This window comes from Polaribacter litorisediminis (assembly GCF_019968605.1).
Taxonomy (GTDB): Bacteria; Bacteroidota; Bacteroidia; order Flavobacteriales; family Flavobacteriaceae; genus Polaribacter; species Polaribacter litorisediminis.
The window spans coordinates 3,285,863-3,311,029 of the sequence record NZ_CP082966.1; the positions used below are offsets into that span (position 1 = coordinate 3,285,863).

At 30.6% G+C, this 25,167-nt stretch carries 28 protein-coding genes and 1 tRNA gene; 13 read left to right on the plus strand and 16 right to left on the minus strand.

The genetic code is table 11. The annotated features are described in order from the left end of the window. Positions 1-162 precede the first annotated feature (162 nt). The 3 genes from K8354_RS14030 to K8354_RS14040 form a co-directional block, all read right to left on the minus strand. The gene (locus K8354_RS14030; RefSeq protein WP_223441414.1) at positions 163-1,218 is read right to left on the minus strand and encodes an NAD(P)/FAD-dependent oxidoreductase; all 1,056 of its coding nucleotides are present in this window, start codon (positions 1,216-1,218) and stop codon (positions 163-165) included. Between the two features lie 72 nt (positions 1,219-1,290). Then, positions 1,291-1,527, minus strand: coding sequence for a NifU family protein (locus tag K8354_RS14035; protein WP_223441416.1), 237 nt, complete (start codon positions 1,525-1,527; stop codon positions 1,291-1,293). A gap of 162 nt (positions 1,528-1,689) precedes the next feature. Next, positions 1,690-2,832, minus strand: a complete 1,143-nt coding sequence (locus tag K8354_RS14040; RefSeq protein WP_223441418.1) for an Mrp/NBP35 family ATP-binding protein — start codon at positions 2,830-2,832, stop codon at positions 1,690-1,692. 237 nt (positions 2,833-3,069) lie between these two features. Between K8354_RS14040 and K8354_RS14045 the strand changes: the two genes are divergently transcribed. Together K8354_RS14045 and K8354_RS14050 are read left to right on the plus strand one after the other, a co-directional pair. Further along, complete coding sequence (locus tag K8354_RS14045; RefSeq protein WP_223441420.1) at positions 3,070-3,309, plus strand: hypothetical protein; 240 nt, start codon at positions 3,070-3,072, stop codon at positions 3,307-3,309. A gap of 5 nt (positions 3,310-3,314) precedes the next feature. Beyond that, entirely contained in the window at positions 3,315-4,352 is a 1,038-nt protein-coding gene (locus K8354_RS14050; RefSeq protein WP_223441422.1) for a hypothetical protein, read from the plus strand. On the opposite strand, the gene K8354_RS14055 is transcribed toward K8354_RS14050, so the two are convergent. The 3 genes from K8354_RS14055 to K8354_RS14065 form a co-directional block, all read right to left on the minus strand. Further along, positions 4,344-4,679 (minus strand): MGMT family protein, encoded by a 336-nt coding sequence (locus K8354_RS14055; RefSeq protein WP_223441423.1) that lies wholly within the window; start codon positions 4,677-4,679, stop codon positions 4,344-4,346. The genes K8354_RS14050 and K8354_RS14055 overlap by 9 nt on opposite strands. A gap of 304 nt (positions 4,680-4,983) precedes the next feature. Then, positions 4,984-5,658 (minus strand): tRNA (guanosine(46)-N7)-methyltransferase TrmB, encoded by a 675-nt coding sequence (gene trmB / locus K8354_RS14060; RefSeq protein ID WP_223441426.1) that lies wholly within the window; start codon positions 5,656-5,658, stop codon positions 4,984-4,986. Positions 5,659-5,667: 9 nt separating this feature from the next. Continuing rightward, a complete protein-coding gene (locus tag K8354_RS14065; RefSeq protein ID WP_223441429.1) occupies positions 5,668-5,889 on the minus strand; it encodes a DUF6341 family protein in 222 nt (73 codons plus the stop codon). Positions 5,890-5,930: 41 nt separating this feature from the next. Here K8354_RS14065 and K8354_RS14070 point away from each other — a divergent pair, with 41 nt between their 5' ends. Next, on the plus strand, positions 5,931-6,860 hold the full coding sequence (locus K8354_RS14070; protein ID WP_223441432.1) for a DUF6427 family protein: 930 nt from the start codon (positions 5,931-5,933) through the stop codon (positions 6,858-6,860). Here K8354_RS14070 and upp read toward each other — a convergent pair. Further along, complete coding sequence (gene upp / locus K8354_RS14075; protein WP_223441435.1) at positions 6,849-7,508, minus strand: uracil phosphoribosyltransferase; 660 nt, start codon at positions 7,506-7,508, stop codon at positions 6,849-6,851. The genes K8354_RS14070 and upp overlap by 12 nt on opposite strands. Positions 7,509-7,658: 150 nt before the next feature. Here upp and K8354_RS14080 point away from each other — a divergent pair, with 150 nt between their 5' ends. The 8 genes from K8354_RS14080 (at position 7,659) to K8354_RS14115 (ending at position 14,621) form a co-directional block, all read left to right on the plus strand. Further along, positions 7,659-8,576: a DMT family transporter gene (locus K8354_RS14080; protein ID WP_223441438.1), complete on the plus strand. Its 918-nt coding sequence runs from the start codon at positions 7,659-7,661 to the stop codon at positions 8,574-8,576. A 116-nt stretch (positions 8,577-8,692) separates the two neighbouring features. Beyond that, positions 8,693-9,559, plus strand: coding sequence for a YicC/YloC family endoribonuclease (locus tag K8354_RS14085; protein WP_223441442.1), 867 nt, complete (start codon positions 8,693-8,695; stop codon positions 9,557-9,559). A 106-nt stretch (positions 9,560-9,665) separates the two neighbouring features. Beyond that, complete coding sequence (gmk, locus tag K8354_RS14090) at positions 9,666-10,259, plus strand: guanylate kinase (RefSeq protein WP_223441444.1); 594 nt, start codon at positions 9,666-9,668, stop codon at positions 10,257-10,259. A gap of 80 nt (positions 10,260-10,339) precedes the next feature. Further along, entirely contained in the window at positions 10,340-10,924 is a 585-nt protein-coding gene (gene nadD / locus K8354_RS14095) for a nicotinate (nicotinamide) nucleotide adenylyltransferase (RefSeq protein ID WP_223441447.1), read from the plus strand. A gap of 51 nt (positions 10,925-10,975) precedes the next feature. Then, entirely contained in the window at positions 10,976-11,842 is an 867-nt protein-coding gene (locus K8354_RS14100) for a M23 family metallopeptidase (RefSeq protein ID WP_223441450.1), read from the plus strand. Beyond that, positions 11,842-13,341 carry a GH3 auxin-responsive promoter family protein gene (locus K8354_RS14105; protein WP_223441453.1) on the plus strand — a complete coding sequence of 500 codons (1,500 nt, stop codon included), beginning with the start codon at positions 11,842-11,844 and terminating at the stop codon, positions 13,339-13,341. The genes K8354_RS14100 and K8354_RS14105 overlap by 1 nt, the downstream gene beginning before the upstream one ends. Before the next feature lie 254 nt (positions 13,342-13,595). Next, positions 13,596-14,045, plus strand: coding sequence for a 6-pyruvoyl trahydropterin synthase family protein (locus tag K8354_RS14110; RefSeq protein WP_223441456.1), 450 nt, complete (start codon positions 13,596-13,598; stop codon positions 14,043-14,045). A gap of 36 nt (positions 14,046-14,081) precedes the next feature. Next, complete coding sequence (locus K8354_RS14115) at positions 14,082-14,621, plus strand: hypothetical protein (RefSeq protein ID WP_223441459.1); 540 nt, start codon at positions 14,082-14,084, stop codon at positions 14,619-14,621. A gap of 73 nt (positions 14,622-14,694) precedes the next feature. On the opposite strand, the gene K8354_RS14120 is transcribed toward K8354_RS14115, so the two are convergent. From K8354_RS14120 to K8354_RS14140, 5 genes are all read right to left on the minus strand, one after another. Continuing rightward, positions 14,695-15,444, minus strand: a complete 750-nt coding sequence (locus K8354_RS14120) for an LVIVD repeat-containing protein (protein ID WP_223441463.1) — start codon at positions 15,442-15,444, stop codon at positions 14,695-14,697. A 5-nt stretch (positions 15,445-15,449) separates the two neighbouring features. Beyond that, positions 15,450-15,944 (minus strand): hypothetical protein, encoded by a 495-nt coding sequence (locus tag K8354_RS14125; RefSeq protein WP_223441465.1) that lies wholly within the window; start codon positions 15,942-15,944, stop codon positions 15,450-15,452. Positions 15,945-15,992: 48 nt separating this feature from the next. Then, entirely contained in the window at positions 15,993-16,559 is a 567-nt protein-coding gene (gene pth / locus K8354_RS14130; RefSeq protein ID WP_223441480.1) for an aminoacyl-tRNA hydrolase, read from the minus strand. A gap of 349 nt (positions 16,560-16,908) precedes the next feature. Next, complete coding sequence (locus K8354_RS14135) at positions 16,909-17,499, minus strand: 50S ribosomal protein L25/general stress protein Ctc (protein WP_223441483.1); 591 nt, start codon at positions 17,497-17,499, stop codon at positions 16,909-16,911. Positions 17,500-17,563: 64 nt separating this feature from the next. Beyond that, a complete protein-coding gene (locus K8354_RS14140) occupies positions 17,564-18,505 on the minus strand; it encodes a ribose-phosphate pyrophosphokinase (RefSeq protein ID WP_223441486.1) in 942 nt (313 codons plus the stop codon). A 252-nt stretch (positions 18,506-18,757) separates the two neighbouring features. On the opposite strand from K8354_RS14140, the gene K8354_RS14145 reads away from it, so the two are divergent. Further along, positions 18,758-19,000, plus strand: a complete 243-nt coding sequence (locus K8354_RS14145) for a GIY-YIG nuclease family protein (RefSeq protein WP_223441494.1) — start codon at positions 18,758-18,760, stop codon at positions 18,998-19,000. A 5-nt stretch (positions 19,001-19,005) separates the two neighbouring features. Next, a tRNA-Leu gene (locus tag K8354_RS14150) sits at positions 19,006-19,087 on the plus strand. A gap of 263 nt (positions 19,088-19,350) precedes the next feature. On the opposite strand, the gene K8354_RS14155 is transcribed toward K8354_RS14150, so the two are convergent. The 4 genes from K8354_RS14155 to K8354_RS14170 all read right to left on the minus strand — a co-directional run bounded on the left by K8354_RS14155 (position 19,351) and on the right by K8354_RS14170 (position 25,164). Next, the gene (locus tag K8354_RS14155) at positions 19,351-22,488 is read right to left on the minus strand and encodes a type I restriction endonuclease subunit R (protein WP_223441497.1); all 3,138 of its coding nucleotides are present in this window, start codon (positions 22,486-22,488) and stop codon (positions 19,351-19,353) included. Beyond that, complete coding sequence (locus K8354_RS14160; protein ID WP_223441500.1) at positions 22,485-23,849, minus strand: Fic family protein; 1,365 nt, start codon at positions 23,847-23,849, stop codon at positions 22,485-22,487. The genes K8354_RS14155 and K8354_RS14160 overlap by 4 nt, the downstream gene beginning before the upstream one ends. 21 nt (positions 23,850-23,870) lie before the next feature. Next, complete coding sequence (locus K8354_RS14165) at positions 23,871-24,011, minus strand: hypothetical protein (RefSeq protein WP_223441503.1); 141 nt, start codon at positions 24,009-24,011, stop codon at positions 23,871-23,873. A 121-nt stretch (positions 24,012-24,132) separates the two neighbouring features. After that, entirely contained in the window at positions 24,133-25,164 is a 1,032-nt protein-coding gene (locus K8354_RS14170; RefSeq protein WP_223441506.1) for a PD-(D/E)XK nuclease family protein, read from the minus strand. Between the last annotated feature and the right edge of the window lie 3 nt (positions 25,165-25,167).

The following is a 25,167-nucleotide window of genomic DNA, read 5'->3' on the forward strand; positions in this document are numbered from 1 at the left end:
TACTTTAAAGGCTCTTCAAAATCAATACTATCAATACTTTAAAACACTTTAGCTAATTTTAATCGGACAACACTAAATTTTTATAATTATTTTGATCTTTTATAAATACCTACAAGGTTTTGGAAACCTTGCAGGAAATCTTAAAACTTAAAGAAATAAATTTTACTCTATCTTTTTAATCACTGCTTTTGGCGCTTCTTTTCTCGTTCCGTCAAAACCATCTACGCCACCAACAGTTGTATATTTCATCACATATTTTTTATTTGGATAAATACGTTGATACGCGCTTTGACACATTAATGTGGCTTCGTGAAAACCGCAAAGAATTAGTTTTAACTTTCCTGGATACGTATTTACATCTCCAATAGCATATATTCCTGGAATATTGGTTTGGTAATCTAACGCATTATTTACTTTAATAGCATTTTTCTCTATTTCTAATCCCCAATTTCCAATAGGGCCTAATTTAGGTGATAAGCCAAAAAGTGGAATAAAATGATCGGTTTCAATCGTAAAAGATTCTTCTCCTTTTTGAATAACAGTAACACCTTCTACTTTATCAGTTCCAAGAATACCTTTTACTTCGGCAGGAGTTATCAAGGTAATTTTGCCTGCATCTTTTAATTCCTGAACTTTATCTACAGAATCTAAAGCACCTCTAAACTCATTTCTTCTATGAATTAAGGTAACAGATGCTGCCACGTCTGCTAAAAATATAGACCAATCTAAAGCTGAGTCTCCACCACCAGAAATTACCACCTTTTTATCTCGGTAAAATTCGGGATCACGGATGATGTACTCCACGCCTTTATCCTCAAAATCTGTGATTCTTGGTATTGGTGGCTTTCTTGGCTCAAAAGAACCTAAACCGCCTGCAATGGCAACTATTTTTGCTTGATGTTTTGTGCCTTTATTTGTAGTCACAATAAAAGATTCATCCTCTTGCTTTTCTATGGTTTCTGCCCGCTCTCCTAGTGTAAATCCAGGTTCAAACTGCTTGCATTGTTCTAATAATTTCTCGGTTAAATCTCCTGCTAAAATTTCTGGATATGCCGGAATATCATAAATAGGTTTCTTTGGATAAATTTCTGAACATTGTCCGCCAGCTTGCGGCAAGGCGTCTATTAAATGACAACGTAATTTTAATAATCCTGCTTCAAAAACGGTAAATAATCCTGTGGGTCCGGCTCCTATAATTAAAATATCTGTTGTAATCATTAATTTAATCTATAATTTCATTAAAAGTAATTAAATCACTTATGCACTTGTGTTACAAAAGTCACATAAGGTTTAAGCAACATTAATTACTTCTTCTATTTGTGGAGCGTACTTTTTAATGGTTGCTTCTACGCCGTTTTTTAATGTCATTTGATTTACAGAACAACCTGTACAAGCACCTTCTAACTGCACTTTTACAACAAAATCTTCTATAGAGAGTAATTTAATATTACCCCCATCGCTCATCAAAAAAGGACGGATTTCTTCCAATGCTTTTTCTACATTGTCTAAAGTTTCTTGTGCTGTCATATATATAACCCTCTTAATCTCTCCTGTTTAACTGCGCTTTTACAGCCTTGGAAAGAAACTCAAAACGGGTATTTTGTGTTCTTATTTTATTTTTTAATAGCAAACCCATTGTTCCTCTTTTTTTTCATAACATTTGCTTCTCTTAGGCAATGTTACGATGGGCTATTTCTTTTTTACGGCACTACAACCACTCATTGTAGTAATTCTCACCACTTCCGTGGGTGGCAAGTTTTCATTTCTTTTTAATAATTGGGATAGCATTTCTTTGGTAATTTCATTGAAAGAAGCCTCTAAAACAGTACCTTCTTGCAAGGCAACAGGGTGCCCTACATCACCAGATTCGCGAATACTTTGTACCAAAGGAATTTCTCCTAAAAACTTAGTTTTAATATCTTCTGCTAAATTTTTTGCACCATCTTTGCCAAAAATATAATATTTATTATCTGGTAATTCTTCTGGTGTAAAATAGGCCATATTTTCTATAATTCCTAAAACGGGAACTTTAATACTGTCTTGTTGAAACATTGCAACTCCTTTTTTTGCATCTGCCAAGGCAATATTTTGTGGTGTACTAACCACAACGGCGCCATTAATAGGCAACGCTTGTACAATAGATAAATGCACATCTCCTGTTCCTGGAGGCAAATCTATCAACAGAAAATCTAAAGTACCCCAATCTGCATCAAAAATTAATTGCTTTAATGCTTTAGAAGCCATTGGTCCTCGCCAAATTACAGCCTGATTTGGATCTGTAAAAAACCCTAAAGACAATAATTTAACGCCGTAATTTTCTACAGGCTTCATTTTAGAACGCCCATCTACATTTACTGAAAGTGGTTTTGCTTTTTCAACATCGAACATAATATGTTGCGAAGGTCCGTATACATCGGCATCTAAAACACCCACGCTAAAACCCATTTTTGCCAATGAAATTGCTGTATTTGCAGTAATGGTAGACTTTCCAACTCCTCCTTTACCTGAGGCGATTGCAATAATATTTTTTATATTCGGAATCTCTTTTCCTCTTATTAAGTTCGGATCTTGTTTTGCTACTGGCTTTTCGACTTTTAAATTAATTTTTACTTCAATTTTTTTGTCGATTTTCGTTTGAATTACTTTCGTAATTTCAGACTCCATCTTCTTTTTTGCTTGTAATGTAGGATTGCTAATCGTTACATCTACAATTACCTCATTTCCAAAAGTAACTACGTTCGTAACGTTCTTGTTTTCTATTAAACTTTTCCCTTCTCCTGGAGCAGTAATCGTATCTAATACTTTGTATATATCTTGTTTATTAAAACTCATAAATCTTTTTTAGATTATTCTTATTTAATCTAGATTGCAAATATACTGCTTCAAAACAAGAAAATAAAACGAATAAATTGTGATTATTTATAGATTGATAGGTGGAGTTTATAAGTTAAACTTATATATATTTAGTATTATTAATTATAATTTTTATATTTTTGATACGTTATCTATGTATATCTATTCTTGATATGGCATAATTTATGTAACCATTACTACAAAAACCTAAGCGCCATGACTAAAGTTATAAAAGAAATATACAATTCTTTCAATATTGTTTTTGATAATTTTTTTAATTCTGATGATTCTTTAATAAGTAAAGAAGGGCAACAAATTCTTTCTAACTCTAAAGATAAAAAAGCTTATTTTGATGCTTTGGAAGAATTAAAGAATAATAAAACTAACGAATCGAAAGAAGTTTTAACTAAAGAAATCACTTTATCTAATGGTGATAATATTACAGTTGTTTATTAAATGATATGCCAGAATTAGCATTAAACACTATAATTCTAATTGTTCTAATACTATTTCCAGGTTTAATTGTTAGAAGATTTTATTTTATTGGAAATTTTAGCAAACAATATTTCAAGGGAGAATGGAGTGAGAGAATAGTTACAAGCATATTTTGGGGTTTAATTACTCAACTGATATCTCTTTTACTTTTCAGCTATACATCTTGGGCGAAAGTAAATGATTCTAATGAAGTAATTAAAACCATATTTAATGGTAAGATACCAGATAATTTAATTACGGATTCCAATAGTATCATTTTTTTGTTAACTTATATCACATTTTCTTTGATATTATCAGCAACTTTAGGTTATTTAGCTCATAAAATAATCCGTTTATTAGGTTTTGACATTAGGAACTCTGCATTTCGTTATTCCAATAACTGGCATTATTATTTCAAAGGAGAAATTTTAAAAACTGAAGATTTCTCAAAATATAAAAAGTTAAAAATTCTCTTTACTTGGGTAGATGTTATTATTGACACTAAAGATGGGAAAAATAAAATGATTCAAGGTGTTTTGTCACAATATACCATAAATAACAAGACTGGAGATTTAGAATATCTTTATATTGATGAAGCTGAAAGATGGAGTAATAACTCAAAAAGTTTTAAACCTGTAAATAGCCATATCTTTGTTGTCCCTTTCAAAAATGTTATTGATTTTAATATACGCTATAATTACACACTCAGAGTAAATAAATTTTTAACAAATATTAAAAAACTTTTTTCATCAGTTTTAACCCTCGTTGTTATAGGGATAATTTTTATTGCTCCATGGTATATTGCTAAATCGCATATAGGTGTTTTTAGAATAATATTTTCAATTTTTTTAAATATTTTTTTATCGGGAATGATTTTAGCTCCTTTTATAAAAGCAAAACCTGGAACAATAAAGAAAAAATGGGGTATCCAAGAATATTTATTTTATATAATTTTCTTAATTATATTTATAGCTATAATAGCTGTATTGTTAGGATATAGATATAATTTTAATAATTCATTCTAAATTAGTCATAGGATTCCAAAAAACCTTTTCAAAATCTTGAATTTGATTTTCAATAACAACAATCCCTTCATTTTCTAATAATTGTTGCATTAAAGTTGCGCCATCAAAATGATGTTTTCCTGTCAATAATCCTTTTCTATTTACCACTCTATGCGCAGGCACTTCTACAACTTGATTATGAGAATTATTCATTGCCCAACCCACCATTCTGGCAGATTTTGCAGCCCCTAAGTAGGTTGCAATTGCCCCGTAACTCGTAACCCTACCAAAAGGAATTTTACGTGCAACGACATATACTTTCTCGAAAAAATTATCTGATGCTTTCATTTTGTAAATCTATACTTAATAGTGATAATTATTACACATCGTTTTCTCGAAGAACTAGATCAATTCAATGTTTTTTTTAAATAAATTAAATCCCCTAAGGAAAATGAATTATTGCAAAAATTAATAATTCTGATAATTTATAAACTAAGCGTTTAGATAACCATTTGATTTGTCATTCCAAAAAGTTAAAATGAAAGGTTTTACCTTACTAAGATAAAGATTCTTCCATGGCTTCCAATACTTTTTTAAATCACTAAAAGTTTCGATATCAAAAAAAGTGATTTGTCAATTTAGATCTAGAAAATTAAGCGTATTTTAATCTAAACTGAATATAAGTAATCCATTTATCAACCTCTAAATACTGATTTTCATAAAAAGTTTGCGTTTCTGTAACTTCCTTAGGTGCCCCTTCATTATGATATACATTATGATTTGCGTATAAAATTTCATGCCCTGCTCCCTGCAACAGCCCCAAAGTATATCCATGCATAAACTCTGAATCTGTTTTCAAATTAATAATACCGTCTTGTTTTAAAACATGATGATACTTCGTTAAAAAACTAGGATTGGTCATTCTATGTTTTGTTCGCTGGTATTTTATTTGAGGATCTGGAAAAGTAATCCAAATTTCTGAAACTTCATTTTTAGCAAAGATACCATCGACCAACTCAATTTGAGTTCTTACAAAAGCTACATTGTCGAGATTTTCTTCTAGGGCAGTTTTTGCACCTCTCCAAAAACGTGCACCTTTGATATCGATACCAATATAATTTTTATCTGGATTTTTTCTTGCTAAGGCAATGGTATATTCACCTTTACCACATCCCAACTCCACAACAATAGGGTTATCGTTTTTAAAAAAGTGATGCCACTCCCCTTTTAAAGAAAAGTTGGTAACCACTTCTTCCCTTGTAGGTTGAATGACATTTTTAAACGTTTCATTTTCTTTGAAACGCTTCAGTTTATTTTTACTTCCCAAAGTATCGAATTAAGCTCTGTCTTCTGTTCCTTCTGTTAAGAATTTTTTAGACTCCTTCATCCAATACACAAAAAGAACAATTAATATACATAGAAAACCAAAGTTTGGTATGTTAGAAATCCACCAACCTGCATCTGCACTAGCGATTTCTAAACGAATCCAGGTAAAAGGCATAAATAAAACATCAGTAAATAAACTACCAATCCACTCGAAAATATTGCTTGCTATCATAACTTAATTATCTTTACGGCACAAAAATAACAAAAGAATCAATGCTAGCCAATTTTTTAAACAAATCTAAACCGATTAACTTCATTACTTTGTTAATTGTTTTTTTTGTTGATTTTGTACCTACTCTGTATTTCGCGTTTTTTACGGATGGTTTTACAGGAGATAAACTTCTAAAAAGCATCCTCTTACTTTTCCTTTTTTTATTTATTTTCTTTCTTTATAATTTTATTATCGCCAAAAATAAATTGACGTTCGACAATTCTTACGCCTATTTTTTATTTACGCTACTTATCATACCGATTTTACCCAATTTAATAGATTATAAAATCTTAATACTTGCTAGTATTTATCTACTATTTATCCGCAAAATTTATAGTTTACGTTCAGAAAAAAATGTTTTAGAAAAACTTTTTGATAGTGGTTTTTGGCTAGGAATTTTATGTATACAAGAACCTTTTTTCATCCTATTTATTTTGTTAATTTTTGTTGCCGCCTTATTACATAAAAAAATAAATATCCATACACTTTTAGTACCTATTATTGGATTGATTACCCCATTATTTATTTATTTCACCTACTTTTTTTGGGTTGATAAAACGGAAGAATTTATCAATCTTTTTAAACTTCACCTTAATTTTGACGTTCAAGTTTATGCACAAACAAAATATTTTTGGCTAACAACGATCCTATTGCTCTTCACAACTTTAGCAGCATTTTTAAAATCTACAAAGGTTCTATCTATTAATAATACCTTTAGAAAAAGTTGGATTTTACTCATTGTTAATTTTATGATTCTTATTTTTTTCTTGCTTTTTTTACCTGAAAAAAATGGATCAGAACTTATTTTTATTTGGTTTCCGGCTTCTATCATTTTAACCAATGGCATTGAACTTATTAAGAAAAAAGCACTCAAGAACGGTGTACTTTATTTCTTTTTAATAAGCAGTATACTTTTCTCTTTATTGCGATAATTTTGGACCAAAAGCTAAATCACCTGCATCACCTAAACCCGGAATAATATATCCTTTATCATTTAATTTATCATCAATTGCGGCAATCCATAAATGTGTATTTTCTGGAAAATTTTTCGCAACAAAATCAATTCCTTCTTGCGCGCCTATCACAGCGATAATATGCAATTCTTTTGGAGTTCCGTTTTTTTTAATTGCCTCGTAAACAGCCACTAAACTTTGACCGCTTGCCAACATAGGATCTGCCAATAGAAGCGTTTTATTTTCAATCTCAGGAGCCGCAAAATATTCAACTACGATTTCAAATTCATCCTCATTATTTGGGTGATGTCGATATGCAGAAATAAAACCATTTTCAGCTTTATCAAAATAATTTAATAACCCTTGGTGCAAAGGCAAACCCGCTCTTAAAATGGAACATAAAACCAAATCATTATTAGGTAATTGCACTTTTTTACTTCCTAAAGGTGATGCAATCGAAACTTCCGAATAAGAAAGCGCTTTACTTAATTCATAACCCAATATTTCGCCAATTCTTTCGATATTTCTTCGAAAACGTAAAGAATCTTTTTGAATTTTTTTATCTCTTATTTCGGCAATAAAAGTGTTTAAAACTGAATTATGAGCTCCAATATGATGTATTTCCATTTTTGTAAATTATACCAACAAATGTAATATTATAAAATTTGTTTTTTTAACCGTTACAGAAAATGAAAGTTACAATTAAAAAATCTTTTCTTGCTTCAGTATAAAATTAAAATGCAACTTTGCAAACTAATTTTTTCGAGTTTAATTACAATGAATACAAGAACATTGGCGCTCATTGCCGTTTCTATAGCCACACTAATTTATGGCATAAATTACACCATTGCCAAAGAAGTAATGCCTTTGTATGTAAAACCTTTTGGATTTATTTTAATAAGAGTTTTTGGCGCGACTGCTATTTTTTGGTTGGTTAGTTTATTTATAAAGCCCGAAAAAATAGACAAAGCAGATTTTAAGAAAATCTTTATCGCTGCAATTTTTGGTATTGCTTTAAACATGCTCGCCTTTTTTAAAGGCTTGAGTTTAACAACGCCCATAAGCGCCTCTGTAATGATGGTAATGTCGCCAATTATGGTGCTAATTTTTTCTAGTATTTTAATTAGAAAAGCCATTGGTAAGCAAAGAATTTTAGGCGTTTTTATTGGTTTAATCGGTGCTATTTTATTAATTACTTATGGCAACACTGCCAATGGAACACACGCCAATAATAATTTCGGAAACTTATTAGTGTTTATAAATGCGGCTTCTTATGGTTTGTATTTAGTATTGGCCAAAGATTTAAGTAAAAAATATCATCCGATAACCTTTATCAAATGGTTTTATTTATTTGGATTAATTTTAGTAATTCCTTTTGGATATCAAGAAATAACAGCAGTTATTTGGCAACAGATCCCCACTAAAATTTATTGGAATATTGGTTTTGTGGTCATTTTTACAACCTGCATCACTTACCTTTTTAATCTCTATGGATTGTCTAAACTAAAGCCAACAACAGTAAGTGTTTTTATATACTTGCAACCTGTAATCGCTACTATTTATGCTTTAATTGTTGGGAGCGATACTTTAAATTTAATGAAAGTTTCGGCTACTATTTTTATCTTTTTGGGCGTATATCTCGTAACCAAACAAGTAGAAAAAGCTCCTAAAACCATCAAGACCTCCTCATTTTAAAATTAAAAATGAACTAAAGTTTCTCTTTCCATCATTTCAGATATTTCGATTGTTAACAACGATAAAATCAACAAAATAAATAGGTATATTTGCCAATCATTTAAAACAGCGTTTGTATGATTCAATCGATGACTGGTTACGGAAAATCTGTATTGCAATTGCCAACAAAAAAAGTAACCATAGAAATAAAATCTTTAAACAGTAAAAATTTAGATTTAAACGTCAGAATTCCTTCTTACTACAAGGAAAAGGAGTTAAACGTTCGAAAAAAATTAGCAAAAACCTTGGTAAGAGGCAAAGTAGATTTTTCAATTTTTGTTGAAATGACTGCAGATGAAACAGCTACAACAATAAATCACGGTGTTGTAAAACAATACATGCAGCAATTAAGAAACGTTACGCAAACGGGTAATTCTGATGATGTGGAGCTTTTAAAAATGGCAGTTTTAATGCCAGACGCTTTAAAAACAGAACGTGCCGAATTAGATGAAAATGAATGGGCGCTTATAAATCAAAGTGTCGATGCTGCCTTAGAAGAAATTGTACAATACAGAATAGATGAAGCAGCTTCTTTAGAACTGGATTTTAAAGAAAGAATTGCGAATATCCAAACCTATTTAGAACAAGTAAAAGCCTTAGATATTGATAGAATTGAAAACGTAAAAACACGTTTAAAAAAGGCTATTGATGATTTAAAAGTAGATACAGACGAAAACAGATTTGAGCAGGAACTTATTTATTATCTGGAGAAATTAGATATTAATGAAGAAAAAGTTCGTTTAGAAAATCATTTAGATTATTTCTTACAAACACTAAAAACGCGAGATTCTAATGGAAAAAAACTTGGTTTTATTGTGCAAGAAATGGGAAGAGAAATCAATACAACAGGCTCTAAAGCTAATTTTGCACCAATGCAAAAAGCGGTTATTCAAATGAAAAACGAGTTAGAGCAAATTAAAGAACAGATTTTAAATGTACTTTAAAAATTAACTTGTCTCCTTGAGCGCAGTCGAAAGATTCATAAATGTATCGATTGCAATTAGGTTTCGACTGCGCTCAACCAGACAATAGTTATCAATATATATTATTATGAGTGATTTTAAAGGAAAATTATTTGTGTTTTCAGCACCTTCAGGTTCTGGTAAAACTACCATTGTTCGCCATTTATTAAAACAAAAAAGATTTAATTTAGAATTCTCAATATCAGCAACTTCTAGAAAGCCAAGAGGCGATGAAAAAAATGGTAAAGATTACTATTTTATCTCTTTAAAAGAATTTAAAAACCATATTAAAAACGATGATTTTTTAGAATGGGAAGAAGTTTACCGAGATAACTTTTACGGAACTTTAAAGACAGAAGTTGAGCGAATTTGGGCTCAAAAAAAGCATGTTATTTTTGATATTGATGTCGTTGGCGGTTTAAGAATCAAAAAGAAATTCCCGAATGAAACCTTATCTGTTTTTGTAAAACCACCTAGTGTAGACGAATTAAAAATCCGACTTAAAAAACGAAAAACAGAAAGCGACGAAAAAATAAATATGAGAATTGCGAAAGCTTCTATAGAATTAGCAACCGCTCCACAATTCGATAAAATCATAAAAAATTACGATTTAGATGTTGCTTTAAAAGAAGCGGAAGTTTTAGTGAGTAATTTTTTGGGATTAAAAGAGAATAAAGAGTAGAGAAACAAGAAAATAGACATAAAATGAAGGTGGGTAAGGAATCTCTTTTCTTTCGTCTTTTTTATATTATCTTTTAAAATATGAGTAAAATAGGATTATACTTTGGTACGTTTAACCCAATTCACGTGGGCCATTTAATTATTGCTAATTATATGGTAGAAAATTCAGATTTAGATGAAATTTGGATGGTGGTTACGCCTCATAATCCTTTTAAGAAAAAGAGCTCACTATTAGAAAATCATCATCGTTTTGAATTGGTGTACAGAGCTACAGAAAGTTATAAAAAAATTAAACCCTCCGATATTGAGTTTAAATTGCCACAACCTAATTATACGGTGTATACTTTGGCTCATCTAACCGAAGTATATCCAGAGAAAGAGTTTTGCCTCATTATGGGCGAAGACAATTTAAAAAGTTTTCATAAATGGAAAAATTATGAAACTATTTTAGAGCATCATCATATATATGTATATCCTAGAATTGCAGCAGGAACCATATCCCATCAATTTAAAAATCACCCAAAAATTCATCCAATTAATGCGCCTATTATAGAGATTTCATCCACTATGATTAGAAACGGAATTAAAAATAAAAAGAACATACGGCCCATGTTAACCAAAGAAGTTTGGGAATATATCGATGAGATGAATTTTTATAAAAAATAGTTTCGCTATTTTTACGTTATCTATTAAAAACCTATTTAGAAAAATATTTTTTTGAAAAAAACACAGAAGAAAAAAGGAAAACTAAAACAGAAACTAACTGACAAATACAGATTAGTTGTTTTGAATGAAGATACTTTCGAAGAGCGTTTTTCATTAAAACTCTCTGTCTTAAATATTTTTGTTTTAGGAGGTGTCCTTTCTTTTTTATTGATTTTAATAACAACTTTTATCATCACGTTTACACCGATTAAAGAATTTATACCCGGGTATTCATCGACAGATTTAAAAATAAAAGCTACAAAACTGGCATTAAAAACGGACTCTTTAAAAAGAAAGTTAGATTTAATGCACGATTATACAAAAGCTTTACAACCTATTTTAACAGGAGAAATAAAAGCGACCATTATTGATTCTATTCCCATAGATTCTGAAAAAAATATCATAAAAGATAGTTTATTAAATGCCTCTCGAGAAGATTCAATTTTTAGAGAAAAGATAGATAGTCAAGATCGTTTTCCTATTCAAAATAATGGATCTAGCAATGTAAAAATTGTCTTTTTTGCTCCTTTAACAGGTGTAATTTCTCAAGATTTTGATGCAAAAACAAAGCATTTAGCCGTAGATATTGTTGCTAAAAAAAATGCGCCCGTAAAAGCAACTGCAGATGGCACTGTTATTTTTTCTGGCTGGACCACAGAAACAGGAAATGTCATTATTTTAAAACATGCTTACAACTATATTTCTGTTTATAAACACAACGGCAACCTACTAAAACAACAAGGAGATTTTGTAAAATCTGGCGAAGTAATTGCTAGTGTTGGGTCTACCGGAGAGTTCAGTACGGGACCACATTTACATTTTGAACTTTGGAGTGATGGTTATGCCGTAAATCCTACAAATTTGATTGATTTTAAATAATGAGTATAAAATCTTTTTTCGCGATTCCGTTTGCCAAAATTGCTACTGCCCGCGTTTATCAATGGGCAAAAAATCCGCATAAAACACAAGATAAAGTTTTTAAAAACTTAATAAACAAAGCTAAAAACACTGCTTTTGGTAAAGACCATGATTTTAAAAATATTAGTACGTATGCTGATTTTAAAAATCGTGTAAAAGTTACTGATTACGAAGGATTAAGACCCTATGTAGAGCGAATGGTTGCTGGTGAATCTGATGTTCTTTGGACAGGGAAACCCTTGTATTTCGCTAAAACCTCGGGGACCACTTCTGGCGCAAAATATATTCCGATTACAAAAGAATCGATGCCAACGCATATCAAAGCGGCTAGAAATGCGCTATTATTCTATATCAAAGAAAAAAATGATGCAAGTTTTGTAGACGGAAAAATGATTTTTTTACAAGGGAGCCCAATTTTAGAAGATAAAAACGGCGTAAAACTAGGCCGATTAAGTGGTATTGTAGCGCATTATGTACCAAAATATTTATTAAAAAATAGATTACCAAGTTGGGAAACCAATTGTATTGAAGATTGGGATACCAAAGTAAATGCTATTGTAGAAGAAACTGTACATGAAAATTTATCTGTCATTAGCGGAATTCCGTCTTGGGTACAAATGTATTTTGAAAAATTGATTGAAAAAACGGGAAAATCCATTTCAGAAATCTTTCCAAATTTTAATTTCTTTATCTACGGAGGCGTAAATTTTGAACCTTATAAAAATAAGTTTGAATCTTTGATTGGTAAAAAGATAGATTATATAGAATTGTATCCTGCCTCTGAAGGATTTATTGCCTACCAAGATTCACAAACAGAAAAAGGAATGTTACTGCAATTAAACTCTGGCATTTTCTATGAATTTATTCCTGCAAAAGAATTTTACGATGAAAACCCTACAAGAATTTCTTTAATAGATGTAAAAATAGGGGTAAATTATGTAATTATTTTAAACACAACTGCCGGACTTTGGGGCTATAATATTGGCGATACAGTAGAATTTACATCTACAGAACCTTACCGAATTAAAGTTACTGGTAGAATAAAACATTTTATATCCGCCTTTGGCGAACATGTTATTGGCAAAGAAGTAGAAAAAGCTCTAAATAACGCTATATCAGGGACCAATATCAATATAAGTGAGTTTACGGTGGCGCCTCAAGTAAATCCAGAAAATGGTTTACCGTACCACGAATGGTTTATAGAATTTACCAACGAACCAAAAAATTTAGAAGAATTTTCGACTAAAATTGATGCTTCTATGCAAACCCAAAATATTTATTATTACGATTTAATTGTGGGTAAAGTGCTACGCCCTTTAGTCATTAGAAAAGTAAAAAAAGGAGGTTTTCATGAGTATATGAAATCCATTGGAAAATTTGGAGGGCAGAATAAAATTCCACAATTATCTGATAACCGAAAAATTGCAGATGTTTTAAAAAGTTTTTTGAAAGATTCATAAAATTGGAGGCAATTATTTATTTTTAGTTTTAGCATTCCTTTTGGTTATTGTCTACTTTTACAACAAATTTAGAAACAGACGTTAAATAATAAATTGTCAGTTCTAGTGAAATTTGAAAGATGAAAAAATTGTATCGAGAACACTTTAAAATCTAGCAATTTTTAGGTTTAAAAAAAGAAATAATAAAAGTTCTCGATACAATTTCGATAAAAAAATAGAAATCACTCGAACTGACAGTTGCAACACAATATTAAATGAGCACAATTAGAATTACTAAACAATTTAATTTCGAAACAGGACATGCTTTATATGGTTACGACGGAAAATGTAAGAACGTTCATGGCCATTCTTACAAGCTTTCTGTAACCGTTTCTGGCAAACCCATTAAAGATACTACCAACGTAAAATTTGGGATGGTGATTGACTTTGGTGATTTAAAAAAAATTGTAAACGAAGAAATTGTAGACGTTTTTGATCATGCAACCGTTTTTAATAAAAATACACCACATGTGGAATTGGCAAAAGAACTAATAGATAGAGGTCATGATGTTTTATTAGTAGATTATCAACCCACTAGCGAAATGATGGTAATTGATTTTGCTAAGAAAATTAAAATACGATTACCAGAAAATATTAAATTACATGCTATTAAATTACAAGAAACAGACACTAGTTTTGCCGAATGGTTTGCACATGAAAACTAAATTTTAAAACTTATCTTTGTCAAAAAAAAAAATCTCATGAAATTCTTAAAATTTATTTTGGTGCTAAGCATCTCTATTTCGATGTATAGTTGTGGTGACGATTCTAATGAAACACCTCTTGTATTATCGAATGCTAATATTGAAGGTACTTATGATATTACTAGCATGATCGTTGAACAAGTAGAAACTGTTGCATCTTCATCAGGAAATTCAAATCTTATTTTAACTACAATAACGGGTGTTGCAGATTCATTTGATGATATTAATTTTACACTGAATGCAAACGGAACGTATACTGCTGTTGGAGGTTATAGAGTTGTAATCACAGAAGTTCCGAATGGAGGAAGTCCAATTATCGATAATGAAATCATCATAATCAATGCATCAGGATCTTATCAACTAAATACAACAAAAAATACAATTACTTTTAATCCTACAAGTGGAGAATTTATAGAAGGAGCGTTTACCATTGATACATTTACCCAAACAGCAGTTATTATAAGTCAAGAGGATATTAAAGTTGCTGGTAATACAACCTATACTTTAAAAGGTTCTATAAGGCTTTTAAGAAAATAATTACACTTTTTAAATAAAAAAGCTATTTATATTTAGATAGTTTTTTGTTGTTGTTGAAAAACTATAGAGACCACTAGAACGCAAATTCACTAATTTTTTTAAAATCCGTAATATCATTTACATCCAACTGATATTGCGCAATATTATGTTCTGAAATGATAAAAGCATTATGATTTCTGATGATAATATCAAGAGCACCGGTTGTGGGTATTTCGTTTATATATAGTGAATTACTTGGGTCTGTCACATCAAAAATCTTTACAGAATCATCACAAACCAAAAGAAAATTTGAGCCATATAAACTTAATCCTTTAGGCTGTGTTAAACCTCTAGTATTTAATAAAATTGGGTTTTCTATATCTGTAATGTCATAGGTTTTTAATTCATTTACCGAGCCACCACAATTCTCATTCGTATGCAAAGTAACATAGGCATTTGTGCCGTTTGCAACCACAGGATCGCAGGCTCTAAAATGATCTGATTGAGACATTTTTTTTGGCAATTCTGCATTACTAATATCATAAATATACATGGCATTTTGCGAACCGATAAATAAGTAATCTTGAAAACTAAACAAAGTTTCTATATCAAAACCCACATTTATAGAATTCACTTTCACAGGATTTGTAGCATTTTCAATATTAAAAACAGATAAATTACTATAATCTACCGTATATAAGTAACTCCCTTTTAAAGAAAAAGTTGCCATTGATCCGCCCTGACCGTCGGTAAATTCTGAGTTTGATGTGACATCATTAGCGTCTTGACTGCATGAAATAATACATAAAGTGATAATAAATAGTTTGCTTATTTTCTTTAACATAACGTCTATTTTTGAATCCAATTAACCACAACTTTACCCTCTTCATAAAACCATTCTCCATTAGGCGCTTGAAGTGGCGGAAAAACATTTTTGACTCTTTTATTTACAACTGCCGTTAAAGCATTAAAATCAAAAGTTAAAACCACCAAATCTGTTGCTTGATTTATGTAAAGTACATTATTTCTGATGGCAATATCTGTTGCCCCTGGTGCTTTTAGAAATTTCTTTTGAATCGGATTTGAAGGATTTGAATTATCAAAGATGTGAAAGCCTGTTCTTTTATCATTTATAAAAATAAAATCATCAATAATATATATTTTTGAAGCTTCTTCTACAGATTTCTTATCCTGTAAGAGAATAGAATTTTCAAATTCTGTGGTTGTCAATACAATAGGATTATATCTTGAAAACACAGGGTCTACAGAAATATTTTCATTTTCATTGTTAAAAAAACAATTGAAAAAAGAAAAACAGCAAAGAATTAACAGTAATTTCCTCATAGCATCTTATTTAAGGTCTGAATATAACCATTATTTTTGGAGTGCTACTTATTTTCCATTAAATGTATTCATTGTATTTGCTAAACCCGCAGTACCAAAAGAGGTAATTACTTTAGAGGATGTTGGTAAACGTTCAATTAAAGAACTAATTTCCTCTTTACTCCATTCGCCGAGAACATAGTCTACTTGCCGTCCTTTAGAATAATTTGACCCCACTCCAAAACGAAATCTCGGATACTTATTTGTCCCTAATTTTTCTTGAATATCTTTTAGACCGTTATGCCCACCATCACTGCCTTTTGCTTTAATTCTGATGGTTCCAAAATCGATATTTAAATCGTCTGTAACAATCAAAATATTTTCAATAGGTATTTTTTCTTTATCCATCCAATATTTTACAGCTTTTCCACTTAAATTCATATATGTATTCGGTTTTAAAAGGATAAAAGTTCTTCCTTTGTATCGAAAACTTGCAACATCCCCTAATTTCTCGGTTTCAAAAGAAACCTTGTATTCATTGGCAACTTCGTCAACAATTTTAAAACCTATATTATGGCGTGTGTTTGCATATGCATTACCAATATTTCCAAGCCCAACAATTAAAAATTTTTTCATCAATTCTTCGTTAATTTCAACTTTTATATGATATGTATGTAACCCTGTAAAGCGATCATTAATAATTTCTTTTTGATTATTTTTTTATCAAAAAAACACCGAAATAAAGGCTTTGATATTTGTTTTTAATGTCTCAAAAAATAATTCAATTTATTTACACAACATTATAAAATCACATGGAAATTCAATATTTTATAATAGAAGTTTCTTTAATTTATTCTGCAAAAATAGTAAGAAATAAATTCAATAAGACCCTAAAATGAGTTCATGCTAATCTTTACATAAATTTAAGGCAAGAAAAAAGCGTTACAAATTTGTAACGCTTTTTATAAAATTATTATTTTAAAATTTATTCTGCTGCTGCAGTTTCTTCTTCCTCTTCTTCAACTGCCGTTGCATTACGTGAAGTTCTAACTTGAACCACCACTGTATTGTCTGGGTGCATAAATGTATAAGCATCATTAAATATTGATGCTACAGTTAGTTTACTTCCAATTCTTAATTTAGAAATATCTGCAGTTACGAAATCTGGTAAATTAGCTGGTAACGCTTTTACTTTTAATTTACGATTGGTAAAACGTAAAGAACCCCCAGATAAAACTCCAGGCGATACACCTGTTAATTTAACAGGAATATTCATTGTAATTTCTTTATCATCAAATATTTGATAAAAATCTACATGAAGAATCTTATCAGAAACAGGGTGAAACTGAATGTCTTGTAAAATAGCTGCCGTTTTTTGTCCATCAACATCAAGAATTGCAGTATATACATTTGGAGTATATACCAATTTCTTAAACGCTTTTTCTTCTGCTGAAAAGTGTATTGGTGTTTCTCCTCCGTATATAACGCAAGGAACCATACCAGCATTACGTAAGGCTTTAGTAGAAACTTTGCCCACGCTTTCTCTTTTTGATCCTTTAATTGTAATTGATTTCATTACTTTTTGTTTAAATTAATTTTTTCCCGTTTGTCCTCTATTTAGGAAGATTCAGACGGGATATTTACATTAAAAATTGTCCACTAATTGAGGTGTTGTCCTGTACTTTATGCATCACATCCGCAAATAATGGGGCGCAAGATACAACTTTTATTTTAGAGGTCTCTTTTTTTAATGGAATACTATCGGAAACTATTAATTCTGTTAATCCAGAGTTTTCAATTTTTTCATACGCCCCTCCAGAAAGTATCGGATGCGTACAAATAGCTCGCACGCTTATGGCGCCTCTTTCCATCATTAAATTGGCTGCATGGGCTAAAGTTCCTCCGGTATCTATCATGTCATCTACCAAAACTACATTTTTACCTTTTACGTCTCCGATCAACTCCATATGACCAATTACATTTGCTTTTATTCTTTGTTTGTAACAGATAACAACATCACATAATAAATGTTTGGAATATGCATAGGCTCTTTTAGAACCGCCCATATCTGGAGATGCGATTGTTAAGTTTTCTAGATTTAGATTTTTTAAATAGGGTAAAAATATGGTAGATGCATACAAGTGATCTACTGGTTTTTCAAAAAATCCTTGAATTTGATCTGCATGTAAATCCATGGTCATAATTCTTGTAGCTCCTGCAGATTGTAGTAAATTAGCAACCAATTTTGCACCGATTGCTACTCTTGGTTTATCTTTTCTATCTTGTCTTGCCCACCCAAAATAAGGCATGACTGCTGTAATATGCCTAGCAGATGCTCTTTTTGCGGCATCTAACATCAATAACATTTCCATTAAATTATCTGCATTTGGAAAAGTTGAACCAATAATAAAAACACGTCTTCCACGAACTGATTCTTCAAATGCTGGTTGAAACTCGCCATCACTAAAGTAAGTGGTATGTACTTTACCTAAAGGCATGTTGTATTCTTTTGCTATTTTTTCTGCTAAAGCGGTACTTTGCCTACAGGCAAAAAGCTTTGGGGCAAGTGAGCTTGTGATCATAAAATAAGGTTTTTAGTGTGTTGTTTTGTCATAACAAAAGTAGAAATTATTTATTGAGTTTAGAATTAATTTTAATAGTTTAAATTTAAAAATAATTAGTAACTTTGCAATCCATAAAAAGCCAAATTTTGAATTAGGTTTTAGAAAAGCAATCCAAAAAAGGGATGCTCTTTAGCAAAACTTTTAAATTGCTCAAGTGGCGGAATTGGTAGACCTGTCTGCCGACAGGCAGGCGCGCTAAATGAAATTAAAATGTATGTAGTTTATGCTATTTCTAGTTTAAATAGAAATTACATTTATGTTGGATTAACTTCTAATGTAGAAGAAAGATTGAAAAGACATAATGACGGTAGAGAAAGAACTACTAAGGCTTATGCTCCTTTTAAATTAATTTATTTAGAGAAAGCAGCAAATAGAATAGAAGCAAGAAAAAAAGAAAAATATTGGAAATCTGGAATTGGTAAGGAAAAGTTACGATCTTTACGAGATTCTTAGTAATTGCTCAAGTGGCGGAATTGGTAGACGCGCTGGATTCAAAATCCAGTTCTTTCGGGAGTGTGGGTTCGATTCCCACCTTGAGTACAAAAAAACCCTGTAAATCAATTGATTTACAGGGTTTTTACTTTTTAGTAGTAACGTTACGGTAACCAACAATAGCATTATAAGGTCATTCATAAAACTAAAAGCCTTTGATCTTAATTTTTGGCTCAACAGAAATAGCGAAAAGTGACCCTGTATAACTTTTTATTTCCCCCAAGTAATTTCATTCTTTTCATCTAACCTTTCAAGTTCTAATTTAGTTTTTAAAATTAGTGATTATAACTTTTTTGACATTGAAATAAAAATTATCTATGATTCTTAAAATTCTCTGCTTGTTCAAAAATCTCTTTATAAACTTCATCTTTGGTAATGGGCGGATATCCATTTTCTGCTAATAGAATTATTAAATCTACTTTTAATTCTGCTTTTATATCATCACGATGATTCCAATCTGTGTATTTAGCTTTATCATCCACTACTTTCTTGACTTCTTTAGCCAAGTGAATTAATTTATCCTCAGGATAATCAAAATCATATTTATGAGCAATAGCTTTCAGAATATCATAGAATGCTTTTTCTTCAAAATCAATTCCCATATCTTGAAAAGAACTTTTCTCTTTTCTTAATTCTTGGTATAAGTCAATAATTTCATCTGTGAAATCTTCCAAAACTCTACTTTGTAAAATATCATCGTCTTTACGCTCATTGTATTTATCAACGATACTTTTAAACTTTTTAGAAAAATCTATTCCTTGAACTTTATTTGTTTTCTTTAATTCATCGATAGCCTTTAAAAGCAACTGCTGTAATAGCTTTATTTTGGTATTTGGTAGTTTTATTTTTTCAATTTTGGCTAAATATGCTTCATCAAAAATATCTATTTCGCTCTGATTATCTTCACCTAACTTAAAAATTTCCTCAACTCCATCACTTTGTAAAGCTTCTTTTATCAATTCTCTAACTTTAGCATTCATTTGCGCAGTATCGGGCGCATTTCCTTTTGTTAACTTAAACACTATAGAACGAATTGCTACATAAAAATGAATATGATCTTTTTGAAGTTCTGTAAACTCATTAGCTCCACAACAAATATCGTAGGCAGCTTTTAAACGCTTTACAATATTCATAAAACGTGTTTCTAAATTCTTGGTAAGCTGAACAAATTCGGCTCCTTTATTTAAACATTCTAATTGTTTGATGCCTATTCCAGAAAAGTAATCCGAAGCATCAAATCGATGAAACAGTTTTGCTAATAAATCTAATTGATCTTTTACAACAACAATAGACGTTTCTATATCTTCAAAGTTCTGACCATCTAAAGCAGAATATTGTTTTAGAGCCAAATTCATTTGCTTTTTAAAACCAATATAATCTACGACCAAGCCTTTTTCTTTAGTTTTATATTTTCTATTGACTCTAGAAATAGTCTGTATTAAATTATGTTGCTGAATTGGCTTATCTATATACATGGTATCTAAAAAAGGAACATCAAAACCTGTTAACCACATATCTACTACAATAGCAATTTTAAAGTTAGATTTTTCATTTTTAAACTGTCGATCTAGCTCTTTTCTGTCGTCTTTTGTTCCTAATAAGTGGTACATCTCTTTTGGATCATCTTTACCACGTGTCATGATCATTTTGATGCGCTCCATGGGTTTGATTTCCTTCTTTTCTTTTTCTGACAACTCTGAGCCTTCTTCAAATGCTTTTAATGCTGTCCATTCTGGACGTAAAGCAATAATTTCTTGATATAAATTAAATGCTATGGGTCTAGAACTACAAACAAATAAAGCCTTCCCTTTTAAAGTAGCACCTTCTTCAATTCTCGTTTCATAATGTTTTACAAAATCTTCTGCCACTGCTTTAATTCTATCAGGGTCACCAATGACAGCATTCATATTTGCAGAGGCTTTTTTACTTTCTTCTATTTGATAATCGTTTGCGCCTTCTTCTGCACAAACTCTGTAATAATCCTCTATTTCGTATAGTTTTTTACTTTCTAAAATTACTTTTGCGGCTCTTCCTTCATATACGATTCTTACCGTAATATCATCTTTTTCAGATTCTGTCATGGTATAGGAATCTATAATATCTCCAAAGACACTTAACGTTGCATCAATTGGCGTACCTGTAAAACCTACATACGTTGCATTGGGTAGTGAATCGTGCAAATATTTAGCAAAACCGTAAGTTTTCTCTACACCATATTCTGTAACTTTTATTTTTTGATCTAGATTAATTTGACTTCTATGCGCTTCATCAGAAATACAAATTACATTGTTTCGTTCCGTTAGTAGTTCAAGGTCTTCTGTAAATTTATGAATGGTTGTTAAAAAGACACCACCACTTTTTCTGCCTTGAAGTAAGTCTTTTAATTCTTTTCTACTTTCTACACTAACTATGGTATTATCGCCAATAAAACCTTTAGCATTTGTAAACTGCCCCGATAATTGATCATCTAAATCTGTTCTATCTGTTATAATTACTAAAGTTGGACTTTTAAAATGTTTACTTCTCATTAACAAACGAGCCAAAAACAACATGGTGTAACTTTTACCACAACCTGTTGCTCCAAAATACGTTCCTCCTTTACCGTCTCCTTTTGGTTTTTGATGCAGCTTTATGTTCTCTAATAATTTTGTTGCTGCATAATATTGTGGATACCGACACACAATTTTTAAATCGTGTTTATTGCTATCTGGAAAGTAAATGAAATGATGAATAACTTGCCTTAATCTGCTTTTATTAAATAAACCTTGAATCATGGTATACATCGAATTGATGCCGTCTACTTCTTTATCTAATCCCAATACTTTACGCCAAGCATAATAAAACTCATAATTCGCAAAAAACGAACCCATTTTACTATTTATACCATCGCTAATTATACAAAAAGCATTGTATTTAAATAACTCTGGAATATCTCTTCTATATCGAACTGTTTGCTGTTCGTAAGCATTATGTAGCGTTGCATTTTTACGAATTGCAGATTTAAACTCCATAACCACTAATGGCAAACCATTGATGTATAAAATACCATCTGGAATCCGTTTTTCGTAACCGAAAATTTCTAATTGATTTACAATTTTATAAACGTTATTATCTCTTTCAGAATAATCTAACAGATGAATGTATAGGTCTTTTTTAGAACGATCTTCTCTTTCTAATTGAAACCCATTACAAACCAATTTCATAATTTGTTTGTTGGACTCATACAAATCTGAAGCACTAAAAATTTGTAATTTTCTAATTACACTTTCTATTTCATTCGCTGTAATGTTTTCTTTTTGATAATTATTCTGTAAATAATTTTTGATATCTGCTTTGATCAATACTTCATCTTGTTTACGAGCAATTGTATTGCCTAAAACATGAGGAATCCCTTCTTTACCCAATAATTCTATAAAAACATTTTCTAATTGTGCTTCTGTAAATTTCATTGTTTTTTTACGGTTTTGCCTTTTTGAGTTAATCGGTATTTTTGTTTTGAGCTCTTCGGTTTATCCGGAATTGTTAACGCCACTAAACCACTTTCTATTGCTGGTTGCAAATAATTATATAAAAATGTAGGTCTATGTTTTAGACCAACTAAACTCATTAACTCTGTGCTACTATGTTCATTTTTTATAATTTTAATAAGTTGCTCAACTTGTTCGGTGACTTGTTCGGTGACTTGTTCGGTAACTTGTTCGGTAACTTGTTCGGTAACTAGGACTTTTTGGTAATGAGCATTAGGTAAAGTCATTCGTAAAAAATTATCAGAAAACTTAAAACAATCTTTACTATAGTTTTCTAAAATACGCGGTACACCTGAACCTAATTGTTCTACCAAACCAAGATCTTTAAAAATTCGCATAATTTCTTTATTTCTTGGCACAGAATAGCCTTCAAAAAATTCTTCTTTGCTTAATCCGTTTGGCAAACCACCTGTGGATGTTATTTCAATTCTATCATCAAAAATTTCAATTTTTGGAGGTACTTCTGTGGTATAATCATTATGTACAAACGCATTTAAAATAGCTTCACGTAAAGCAATAGGCGACCAAGGACGTAATTCATCACGCTCTTTAGCTGTAATTGTAGTACTTGCTTTATTTTCTATGTCAATTTTATCTAATGTTTGTTTTACTGCCTTTATTAAGGATTCATATCCATAATCTGCGTTTTCTATTAACTGCGCTCTTGTAAGTCCTTTATATTTTGCTACTTTCAAAGAAGTATTATTCGTATCTGCCATTAAATAAGCAACATAATTATAACCTCCAGTTTCTGTTAATAACTCTAAATTTTTAGCAAACTGCCTGTTTAAAGTGATGCCTTTAGCCTGATAATAAATTTTAAGTTGCTCAAAAGCTAATTCTTGATATGTTGCTTTAATTTTTCCAATAGAATTACGTGTCCGTTTTGCATATAATTCATCTATCATTTTTTGAGACATCGGCTCTGATGTAGTTCCTGAACGAAAGTAGCATCCTTTTTCTGACATCCCGTACTTTTTTAAGTAGTATGGCTTTTCGGAACCGCTGGCAACAGTAACCTTAATAATATTCTTATGATCTACTACTACCATAGCAACATCAAACAAACCTAAACAAGATGGTAAAATGTTTGTTTTTAGCTTATCTTTAATTTTTAGCATGTTAGCATCTAAATCAGAAACTCCCTGTGCCACACCATGTTTATCTATGCCGATATAAACGACACCACCTTCTTTGTAATTTAAAAACGCAACAACCTCCTTTTCTAAATGAAGGTCTTTTGTCAGTTCTAATTTATACTCTATTCGGTTTGTTTCAGACATGTATTTCCATATGAGATTGATTTAAAGCACCTCGTAATACTCTTTAACTTTTGCAGGTTTCCAAACAAAAGGAAGTTGTATTTCTGGAATGGCAATTTCGCCAGACTTTATACCACTTAATAAGGTTTCTACGGGTTGTTGATGTACAGAGTATTTTGCCATGAATTATAGTATGTTTTTTACTTAATTGCTTTTTCTAATTTCCTACTCTCCAAAAAAGTTTCTAATTTTTTAAAAATAGACATCAGTTTGTCCTCTTCAATTTTTTTAGCAATAAACTCAGCTAAATTACTAAACGATAAATCTCCTTTTTTTCAAGATAATACCCAATACCTGCAAAATGAGCCCATCCTATATGCTTCTTCGTATAGAAATCGTCATTTAATATTTGCATTTCATCTGAAGTGAAATCTATATTTTTATACCTCGTTAAACCTTCTAACGCTTCACCTTTGAGCTCGACTACCATATAAATTCGTTTTTTATCATCTTCATACAATTCACCAAAAACAATTGTAAACATTAAGTTAGGCAATTTAATACTTGTAAAATATCTTAACCTACCACCTGTATTATTCAACTTTAAAAAAGGTTCATCATTATCATTTAAAATATGACAAGCCTGCTCTACTTGTTGTTTTACATGCTCTTTAAACCTATTTAAAAAACGTGCTGTATAATGTATATTGTTTCTGTTTTTTAAGTAAAATTCAATATCGTTTGTATTCATGGCGTCCGTACTTAAATTTATGATATTTTGATACAAGTCTTTTAAAAACACAACGTATTTGTCATTAGCATCTAACAAATAGTTACCTAGGTTACTCATGACCTGTTTTAATAATTGTAGGTGTGTTATATTAATAAAGTGTGGATGATTTATTCTAGATATTGTTTTTAAAGATAAAATAACTCCTATTTTATTGGTTGCTTTTACATCCTTATAATATAGGTCTAAATCATTATTGAGGTGATGGTACACCTTGTTTTCTATAATAATTGCTTGATCATTATTATGCAATAGAATATCTATCCGTTTTTGATCGCTTACTCCAAGTTCTGTAAACACCTCAAAATCAAAAAATGTTTCAATCTGTTTACTTTCTAAATTAATTAGCTCTAATAAACTACTAACAAACAAGTCTTTTAATTTGTGTACTTCGTTTACGTTAAAATAAAAGGCATACATATTAGACAACACATTCTCGTAATGTGGTTGTTTGGCAATCCCTAAAAAGGTTTTTGGTTTCCTTTTTATTTTTGGGATTTCGTTTTGGTTGAGAAAGGTTTGTAGTTGTTCTGAATTAAAATTCATTTT

What these genes read in the sequence shown, in the direction of transcription:
- K8354_RS14135 (WP_223441483.1), bottom strand. Translation starts at nt 17,499, where the DNA reads ATGAAATCAATTACAATTAAAGGATCAAAAAGAGAAAGCGTGGGCAAA.
- K8354_RS14030 (WP_223441414.1), bottom strand. Translation starts at nt 1,218, where the DNA reads ATGATTACAACAGATATTTTAATTATAGGAGCCGGACCCACAGGATTA.
- K8354_RS14080 (WP_223441438.1), top strand. Translation starts at nt 7,659, where the DNA reads ATGAATACAAGAACATTGGCGCTCATTGCCGTTTCTATAGCCACACTA.
- K8354_RS14050 (WP_223441422.1), top strand. Translation starts at nt 3,315, where the DNA reads ATGCCAGAATTAGCATTAAACACTATAATTCTAATTGTTCTAATACTA.
- K8354_RS14085 (WP_223441442.1), top strand. Translation starts at nt 8,693, where the DNA reads ATGATTCAATCGATGACTGGTTACGGAAAATCTGTATTGCAATTGCCA.
- gmk (WP_223441444.1), top strand. Translation starts at nt 9,666, where the DNA reads ATGAGTGATTTTAAAGGAAAATTATTTGTGTTTTCAGCACCTTCAGGT.
- K8354_RS14055 (WP_223441423.1), bottom strand. Translation starts at nt 4,679, where the DNA reads ATGAAAGCATCAGATAATTTTTTCGAGAAAGTATATGTCGTTGCACGT.
- K8354_RS14040 (WP_223441418.1), bottom strand. Translation starts at nt 2,832, where the DNA reads ATGAGTTTTAATAAACAAGATATATACAAAGTATTAGATACGATTACT.
- K8354_RS14115 (WP_223441459.1), top strand. Translation starts at nt 14,082, where the DNA reads ATGAAATTCTTAAAATTTATTTTGGTGCTAAGCATCTCTATTTCGATG.
- upp (WP_223441435.1), bottom strand. Translation starts at nt 7,508, where the DNA reads ATGGAAATACATCATATTGGAGCTCATAATTCAGTTTTAAACACTTTT.
- K8354_RS14125 (WP_223441465.1), bottom strand. Translation starts at nt 15,944, where the DNA reads ATGAGGAAATTACTGTTAATTCTTTGCTGTTTTTCTTTTTTCAATTGT.
- K8354_RS14140 (WP_223441486.1), bottom strand. Translation starts at nt 18,505, where the DNA reads ATGATCACAAGCTCACTTGCCCCAAAGCTTTTTGCCTGTAGGCAAAGT.
- pth (WP_223441480.1), bottom strand. Translation starts at nt 16,559, where the DNA reads ATGAAAAAATTTTTAATTGTTGGGCTTGGAAATATTGGTAATGCATAT.
- K8354_RS14045 (WP_223441420.1), top strand. Translation starts at nt 3,070, where the DNA reads ATGACTAAAGTTATAAAAGAAATATACAATTCTTTCAATATTGTTTTT.
- nadD (WP_223441447.1), top strand. Translation starts at nt 10,340, where the DNA reads ATGAGTAAAATAGGATTATACTTTGGTACGTTTAACCCAATTCACGTG.
- K8354_RS14160 (WP_223441500.1), bottom strand. Translation starts at nt 23,849, where the DNA reads ATGTCTGAAACAAACCGAATAGAGTATAAATTAGAACTGACAAAAGAC.
- K8354_RS14145 (WP_223441494.1), top strand. Translation starts at nt 18,758, where the DNA reads ATGTATGTAGTTTATGCTATTTCTAGTTTAAATAGAAATTACATTTAT.
- K8354_RS14170 (WP_223441506.1), bottom strand. Translation starts at nt 25,164, where the DNA reads ATGAATTTTAATTCAGAACAACTACAAACCTTTCTCAACCAAAACGAA.
- K8354_RS14070 (WP_223441432.1), top strand. Translation starts at nt 5,931, where the DNA reads ATGCTAGCCAATTTTTTAAACAAATCTAAACCGATTAACTTCATTACT.
- K8354_RS14120 (WP_223441463.1), bottom strand. Translation starts at nt 15,444, where the DNA reads ATGTTAAAGAAAATAAGCAAACTATTTATTATCACTTTATGTATTATT.
- K8354_RS14155 (WP_223441497.1), bottom strand. Translation starts at nt 22,488, where the DNA reads ATGAAATTTACAGAAGCACAATTAGAAAATGTTTTTATAGAATTATTG.
- K8354_RS14035 (WP_223441416.1), bottom strand. Translation starts at nt 1,527, where the DNA reads ATGACAGCACAAGAAACTTTAGACAATGTAGAAAAAGCATTGGAAGAA.
- K8354_RS14110 (WP_223441456.1), top strand. Translation starts at nt 13,596, where the DNA reads ATGAGCACAATTAGAATTACTAAACAATTTAATTTCGAAACAGGACAT.
- K8354_RS14065 (WP_223441429.1), bottom strand. Translation starts at nt 5,889, where the DNA reads ATGATAGCAAGCAATATTTTCGAGTGGATTGGTAGTTTATTTACTGAT.
- K8354_RS14165 (WP_223441503.1), bottom strand. Translation starts at nt 24,011, where the DNA reads ATGGCAAAATACTCTGTACATCAACAACCCGTAGAAACCTTATTAAGT.
- K8354_RS14105 (WP_223441453.1), top strand. Translation starts at nt 11,842, where the DNA reads ATGAGTATAAAATCTTTTTTCGCGATTCCGTTTGCCAAAATTGCTACT.